Genomic DNA, 6,312 nt, shown 5'->3' with positions numbered 1-6,312 from the left:
CTGACGCCGGCGCTGGCCGCGGCCCGGCAGGGCGTGCTGTGGACGCTGGGCGGGCTGGTGCTGCTCGGCCTGCTGGGAGTGGCGGGGCGGCGCATGTCCTATCTGGGCATCACCTTCCTGACGGCGCGGGTGATGCGCGGCATCGCCGAAACCGCCTTTGCCCGTGTGCAGCGTTTTTCCACCGACTGGCACGGCAACACCTTCGCCGGCTCGACGGTGCGGCGACTGACGCGCGGCATGTGGGCGGTCGATACGCTGGCGGACACGCTGATGCTGATGCTGCTGCCCAGCGTGCTGGTGCTGGCGGCCACGACCGTGGTGCTGGCCTGGCACTGGCCGTCGATGGGGCTGCTGCTGGGGCTCAGCTCGATCATGCTGGTGGCGATGTCCGCCTGGCTGACCCTGCATTATGTCGCGCCGTCCGCCCGGCTGGCCAATGCGTGGGATACGCGCATGGGCGCGGCCCTGGCCGACGCCGTCACCTGTAACGCGGTGGTCAAGGCCTTCGGCGCCGAACGGCGCGAGGAAGCGCGCCTGTCCTGGATTCTCTCGCGCTGGCAGCGCCGCACCGAACGGTCCTGGGTGCGGGGCACCAATTCCGGAAACCTGCAGAACGTGGCCGCGCTGTTGATGCGCGTGGTGCTGATCGGCGCGGTGCTGGCGCTCTGGTGGCGCGGCCGGGCGGGGCCTGGCGACGTGGCCTATGTGCTGACGATGGTCTTCCTGGTGCAGGGCTATCTGCGCGATATCGGCCAGCAGATCTCGATGGTCCAGCGTTCGGTGAACGAGATGGAGGAACTGGTCGCGATCTATCGCCTGCCGCCCGGCGTGCAGGATCGGCCGGACGCCCCGCCGCTGCACATCTCTCACGGCGCGATCCGCTTCGACCATGTCGATTTCGGCTATCGCGGACAGCGCGGGCTGCTGTTCCGCGACCTGTCGATCGACATTCCCGCCGGCAGCCGCGTGGCCCTGGTCGGGCCCTCCGGCTCGGGCAAGACCACGTTGGTCAAGCTGGTGCAGCGCCTGTACGACGTGACCGACGGCCGGATCCTGATCGACGGCATCGATATCGCGACCGTCGCGCAATCCAGCCTGCGCAGTCAGATCGCGATCGTACAGCAGGAACCGGTGCTGTTTCACCGCTCGCTGGCTGAAAACATCGCCTATGGCCGGCCCGGCGCCTCAATGGCCGAGATCGAGGAAGCGGCACGCCAGGCCAATGCCGCCGGCTTCATCGGCCGCCTGCCCAAGGGCTATGCCACCATGGTGGGCGAACGCGGGGTCAAGCTGTCGGGCGGCGAACGCCAGCGCGTGGCCATCGCCCGCGCCTTCCTGGCCGACGCCCCGATCCTGATCTTCGACGAGGCCACGTCCAGCCTGGATTCGGAATCCGAGATCCTGGTGCAGGACGCGATGGAACGGCTGATGATCGGCCGGACGGTGCTGGTGATCGCCCACCGCCTGTCCACCGTCGTCGGGCTGGACCGCATCCTGGTCTTCGCCCACGGCGAACTGCGCGAGGACGGCTCCCACGCCCAACTGATCGCGCGCGAAGGCGGCCTGTATCGCCGCCTCTTCGACCTGCAATCATTGGACGGATAAGGGCGGCTGGCGGCCCCGCCGATCACGTAGCCATAGATGGAACAGGCGCGTCTCGATCCGCGCTTCCACGCGGAGCGCAACCGTCGAGTGGCGGGAAAGCCAGATCCCCGCCATGGTTTCAATCCACGCTCTCGTACGGAGAGCGACCGTATTTTTCCCACGAATTAGGCGCGTATGACATGTTTCAATCCACGCTCTCGTACGGAGAGCGACAATCCGGGACCGGTCAGGATCACGGTGCCATCCGGTTTCAATCCACGCTCTCGTACGGAGAGCGACCCGCGACCGATAACCACGGCGCCGGATATGTCTGGTTTCAATCCACGCTCTCGTACGGAGAGCGACTCAAGGGGACAGACGGGGGCGACCTATCCACGGGTTTCAATCCACGCTCTCGTACGGAGAGCGACGGTCGTATCGGGTTGCGTTGACCGTCAAACGCGACGGTTTCAATCCACGCTCTCGTACGGAGAGCGACCCGTACGCGAGCGCCTCCCGGGCCGGCGGGGCTGGTTTCAATCCACGCTCTCGTACGGAGAGCGACCGCGCTGGAAGCCTCGGCCTTCAGGCCGGGGAGGTTTCAATCCACGCTCTCGTACGGAGAGCGACCCTCGGCTGTGATCAGGCCCTTGAGCACATCCGGTTTCAATCCACGCTCTCGTACGGAGAGCGACCTGCCCGAGCGTCTTGCCCTGCGCGATCATCGCCTGTTTCAATCCACGCTCTCGTACGGAGAGCGACCATCCGCGACATCGGCACGCCTGTCGAGGCAAGTGTTTCAATCCACGCTCTCGTACGGAGAGCGACCGGGATGATTGTCGGTCCCCGCGATATCTTGGCGGTTTCAATCCACGCTCTCGTACGGAGAGCGACAGCTGCGTGTCAGTATCGCTGCACATTCTTCGATGTTTCAATCCACGCTCTCGTACGGAGAGCGACGATTCGTCATGGTTTTCGACCCCATTAACGGCCAGGTTTCAATCCACGCTCTCGTACGGAGAGCGACGGTCAGGTTGTCGTGACCATGACGTTCAAGGCCGCGTTTCAATCCACGCTCTCGTACGGAGAGCGACACCCTTTATGCTATCATCTTGTTCGGTCTTATAAAAACGGAACATTTGCGCGAAATGCATGGCGGTTAGTCCCCTGGCGAGACGGGCGAGCGCGTTCATATCAGTAAAGCATTGATCGCAAAAAGTATTCCGGCCGCGCGAACCGACCCGGTCCGGCGTGATCGCTTGTGGTTCGCGCGCACTTCAGAACAGCAGCGGCCCGTCCAGGTCCAGAACGGGCTTGGCCCCGACATGCTCGATCCGCTGCCTGCCCTTCGCCCCAAGCTGATAGAAGCGCAGGCTGTCCTTCGCCGTATCGGCCTCCGCAATCAGGCGGGCACGCAGTTCCGCCCAGCGTGCCGGGTCGACATCGCATTCGAAGACGGAATGCTGCACGCGCTGCCCGAAATCGAGACAGGCGCGCGCCACCCGCCGCAACCGACGCCGGCCTGCTGCATCTTCGGTATTTACGTCATAGGTGATCAGGACAAGCATCGGTCATTTCCAGATGAAGGCGGGGTATCCGTCCAGTTCCCCTCGCAAATGCCGCGCCAGCAGCAGGGACTGAAGATGGGCGACCAGCCCGAATGTCACCGATTCCTCCAGGAAAGGATGGCGGATTTCGTCCTTCTTGCGATCTTGCCACGCGACCAGGACCGCCTTGCGCGCGTCCTCGGTCATCAGGACCGCGCCGCCGTCGCTGACGGTAAAATCATCCGCGGCGACCTGTCGCCGGTTGATCAGGCTCAGCGCCAGTCGGTCGGCCAGGACCGGCCGCAATTCCTCCATAAGGTCCAAGGCCAGGCTGCTGCGCCCCGGCCGGTCCGCATGTAGAAACCCGACCTGTGGGTCGAGCCCGACGCTTTCCAGCGCCGACCGGCAATCATGGCCCAGAACGGCATAAAGGAAAGACAGAAGGGCGTTGACCCGATCCAGCGGCGGTCGGCGGGTGCGGCCGGCGAAGACGAACGCGCTGTCCTCGACACGGATCAATTGATTGAATGCGCCGAAATAGACCTGGGCGGCTTCGCCCTCGATCCCGCGTGCCGTATCGATATCCGGCGCCTGTGCGACACGCCGGACGACGTTGGTCAGGCGCTGTTCGGCATCCTGCAACTGCGCTTGCGCATCAGGCGCCAAGGCTGCCCCGTGGTCGCGCAACGCTCGGCGCAGGACCGTCCGCTGGTTGGCCGCTTTGGCGGCAATGATATTGCGCACGATGGCCAGGGCACGTGCGCTGTCATCGGCAGCACGGTACTGCGTGCGACGCAGCAGCACGTTGCCGCTGCGCGCTCCCTCGGCGCGCGCCAGAAAACGGCCCTGCGGCGAAAGCCATGACAGGGTGATGTTCGCTTCGGCGCACGCGCCCATCAGGGCGGGCGACGCCCCGGCATGTCCGAAACAGATGATGCCGTCCAGCAGATGCAGCGGCGCACGGCCGCGCTCTCGGCCTTCCACCTCCACGACGACATTGGCGCCGTCCTTGCGCAGCCAGGCATTCTCGGTCGTGACGTAAATGGTATTGAGATGGCGGCGCACGGATGCTTATCCTTCCTCGTCCAGGCGCGATGCCAGCCAGCGTGCGATCGCGGGTGGCCGCTCCAGCCGGCGCGGCTGGCACGCATGCACCAGCGAACATTTCTTGCAGGCCGGCCGATATTCGGGACGCGGCGTTTCCTGCCCGGCGATCATCGCCCGCACGTCCCGCGCCACGCAGGCAGTCAGACGGCGCAATGCGTCGTCGAAGACCACGATGGTGCGGCGGCGCGGCTGGCCATAGAACAGCGCGCCTTCGGGCACCGGCCGTCCGAACATATCCTCCAGGCACAGCGCCTGTGCGCAAAGCTGGACCTCGTCGGCACGATGGGTCTTGGGGCGTCCGCGCTTGTATTCGACAGGATAGGGGATCGCATCGGTGCCCTTGCCGTGGAACTCCACCGCGTCGGCCTTGCCGAACACGCCCAGCGCCAACGAACGGATGACCAGCGACCGGACGGTGCGCACGTCCCGCCGCCGGTCGGGCCGCCCATCATCCACACGCTCGTGCAGGATGCGCCCTTCGGCGGTCGCACCATCCTCGGCCCAGATCCGTTCGACATGAATCAACGCACATTGCCGGGGGCAGAACAGATAATGCTGCAAGGCCGAGAGCGGGATGAGCGCATCCTCGGCCGCGCCATCCGGTGGCGGGCGCATCCGCATCCTACCGTTCGATGATCTCGACCCCGTCGGGTGCGCCGTCATGGTTGACGACGATTTCGTAATCGTCCCACGACCGGGCGGGCGGCCAGTTGTCGATGGCAGGGCTGCCGACCGGATGCGTGGCGCCCTGATGGGCGCGCAGCACCGTCACTCGATCGAACAGATCCTGCGCCCGCGCATTGCCCAGGGCGGAGGCATGGCGGAAAATGACCAGCTTGCGCGCCGACATTTCACCCCGCGCGGCCGATCGGTCATGATCGAACATGCCCAGCAGCGCATCCCACAGCAAGTCCAGGTCGCTGTCGGAAAAACCGGTTCCCTTGACAGGATGGGACGCGAGCGGTGCCGAGACATAGCCATGCATGCGATACAGTCCGTACGGCACGATATGCTTGCGCCCCATCGTGCGGCCGCCCTTGCTTTCCGCATCACTCTCGGTCGTGGCGGCCAGCCGGGTGATGGAGATCTCCAGCGGCAGGACCGGTTCGACCGACCGCGCGAAGGAAAACTGCACCGGCCCGCGCACCTGCCCCGCATTCACGCCGGTCGTCATCACAGCACCGAAGGTCCGGATATCCCAGAAATTGGCGCACATCCAGCGCGTCAGCCCACGGGATTTCGCTTCATCCTTAGGCAGTTTATTGAAATCGCTGGTGGCCTCGGGCATGACGGCCGACCAGGCGCGCTTGTGCTGGTTGTTCAGCGTCGCGCCCTCGCTCATATAGATCTCGAAGCCCTGCATGTCCGGGCGCGCCAGCGTGATGTAATTGCGCACCTTGCGCTTCAGCGCGACATCCGACACCAGGCCCTGATTGGTTTCCGGGTCCAGTCGCGGCATGTTGCCGGCATCCGGGTCGCCGTTAGGATTGCCGTTGCTGACGTCGAAGAACAGGATGAATTCGTGGCGGTTCTGCATCGTTATGGTCTCACTCTTCGGTTTCTGCAGTATCGGCGGCGTCCGGCGCATCCTGGTCCGCCACGGCGCCGGCGGGGCCGCCGATCCGCTCCCGACGCTGGTGGTAATAGCCGATGGCGAATTCGGCCTGGTGTTCCAGCGGCAGCGATCGCGGCAGCGACAGCGGCCCGGCCGGGATGATCCGGCCGAAGATCTCTTCCAATTCCTTCTCGATCACCGCCGCCCAGCCGGGTTTCTTCTTGCGGACATTGGCCAGGTGATTCTGTCCGTTTCTAATGATAACGGCAAAGATTCCAGCCGGCGTGGCCGAGGCTGCGCCGAAATACCGGTCGCGCATCGACGCCTTCACGCCCGGACCCAGCGCGGCGCGCTGCGCGAGTTCGTAGACGGCGAACAGCCGTCCCAGTTGGTACCCGATATTGGGATAGTCACGGTCGAGACTCACGGGAATGTCTCCTTTGTCTGAACGGTTCGCGCCGCGCCGCGCGCGCCGCAATACGGCGCGCAGCACGGCGGCGTGCCAGCCGGTCGCCGGGT

The 6,312-nt window shown here is 65.1% G+C and carries 6 protein-coding genes and 1 CRISPR repeat array; of the genes, 1 reads left to right on the top strand and 5 read right to left on the bottom strand.

What is annotated here, in order from left to right:
- Positions 1-1,605, top strand: a 1,605-nt coding sequence (locus tag HUK84_RS08565) for an ABC transporter ATP-binding protein (protein ID WP_176639929.1), incomplete at its 5' end; no start/stop codon positions are given.
- Positions 1,606-1,720: 115 nt separating this feature from the next.
- A CRISPR array of direct repeats spans positions 1,721-2,678; the repeat unit is 32 nt; unit sequence GTTTCAATCCACGCTCTCGTACGGAGAGCGAC.
- Positions 2,679-2,861: 183 nt separating this feature from the next.
- On the opposite strand, the gene cas2 is transcribed toward HUK84_RS08565, so the two are convergent.
- From cas2 to HUK84_RS08540, 5 genes are all read right to left on the bottom strand, one after another.
- Positions 2,862-3,152 (bottom strand): CRISPR-associated endonuclease Cas2, encoded by a 291-nt coding sequence (gene cas2, locus HUK84_RS08560; RefSeq protein ID WP_176639928.1) that lies wholly within the window; start codon positions 3,150-3,152, stop codon positions 2,862-2,864.
- Positions 3,153-3,155: 3 nt separating this feature from the next.
- Positions 3,156-4,196 (bottom strand): type I-C CRISPR-associated endonuclease Cas1c, encoded by a 1,041-nt coding sequence (cas1c, locus tag HUK84_RS08555; RefSeq protein ID WP_176639927.1) that lies wholly within the window; start codon positions 4,194-4,196, stop codon positions 3,156-3,158.
- A 6-nt stretch (positions 4,197-4,202) separates the two neighbouring features.
- Positions 4,203-4,853: a CRISPR-associated protein Cas4 gene (gene cas4 / locus HUK84_RS08550; RefSeq protein ID WP_176639926.1), complete on the bottom strand. Its 651-nt coding sequence runs from the start codon at positions 4,851-4,853 to the stop codon at positions 4,203-4,205.
- 7 nt (positions 4,854-4,860) lie between these two features.
- Positions 4,861-5,775: a type I-C CRISPR-associated protein Cas7/Csd2 gene (gene cas7c, locus HUK84_RS08545; protein WP_176639925.1), complete on the bottom strand. Its 915-nt coding sequence runs from the start codon at positions 5,773-5,775 to the stop codon at positions 4,861-4,863.
- A gap of 10 nt (positions 5,776-5,785) precedes the next feature.
- On the bottom strand, positions 5,786-6,312 hold a 527-nt coding region (locus HUK84_RS08540), incomplete at its 5' end, for a type I-C CRISPR-associated protein Cas8c/Csd1 (protein WP_176639924.1).

The sequence above is a fragment of the Nguyenibacter vanlangensis genome, assembly GCF_013376155.1.
Taxonomy (GTDB): Bacteria; Pseudomonadota; Alphaproteobacteria; order Acetobacterales; family Acetobacteraceae; genus Gluconacetobacter; species Gluconacetobacter vanlangensis.
This window is presented reverse-complemented; position numbering and strand designations above follow the sequence as displayed.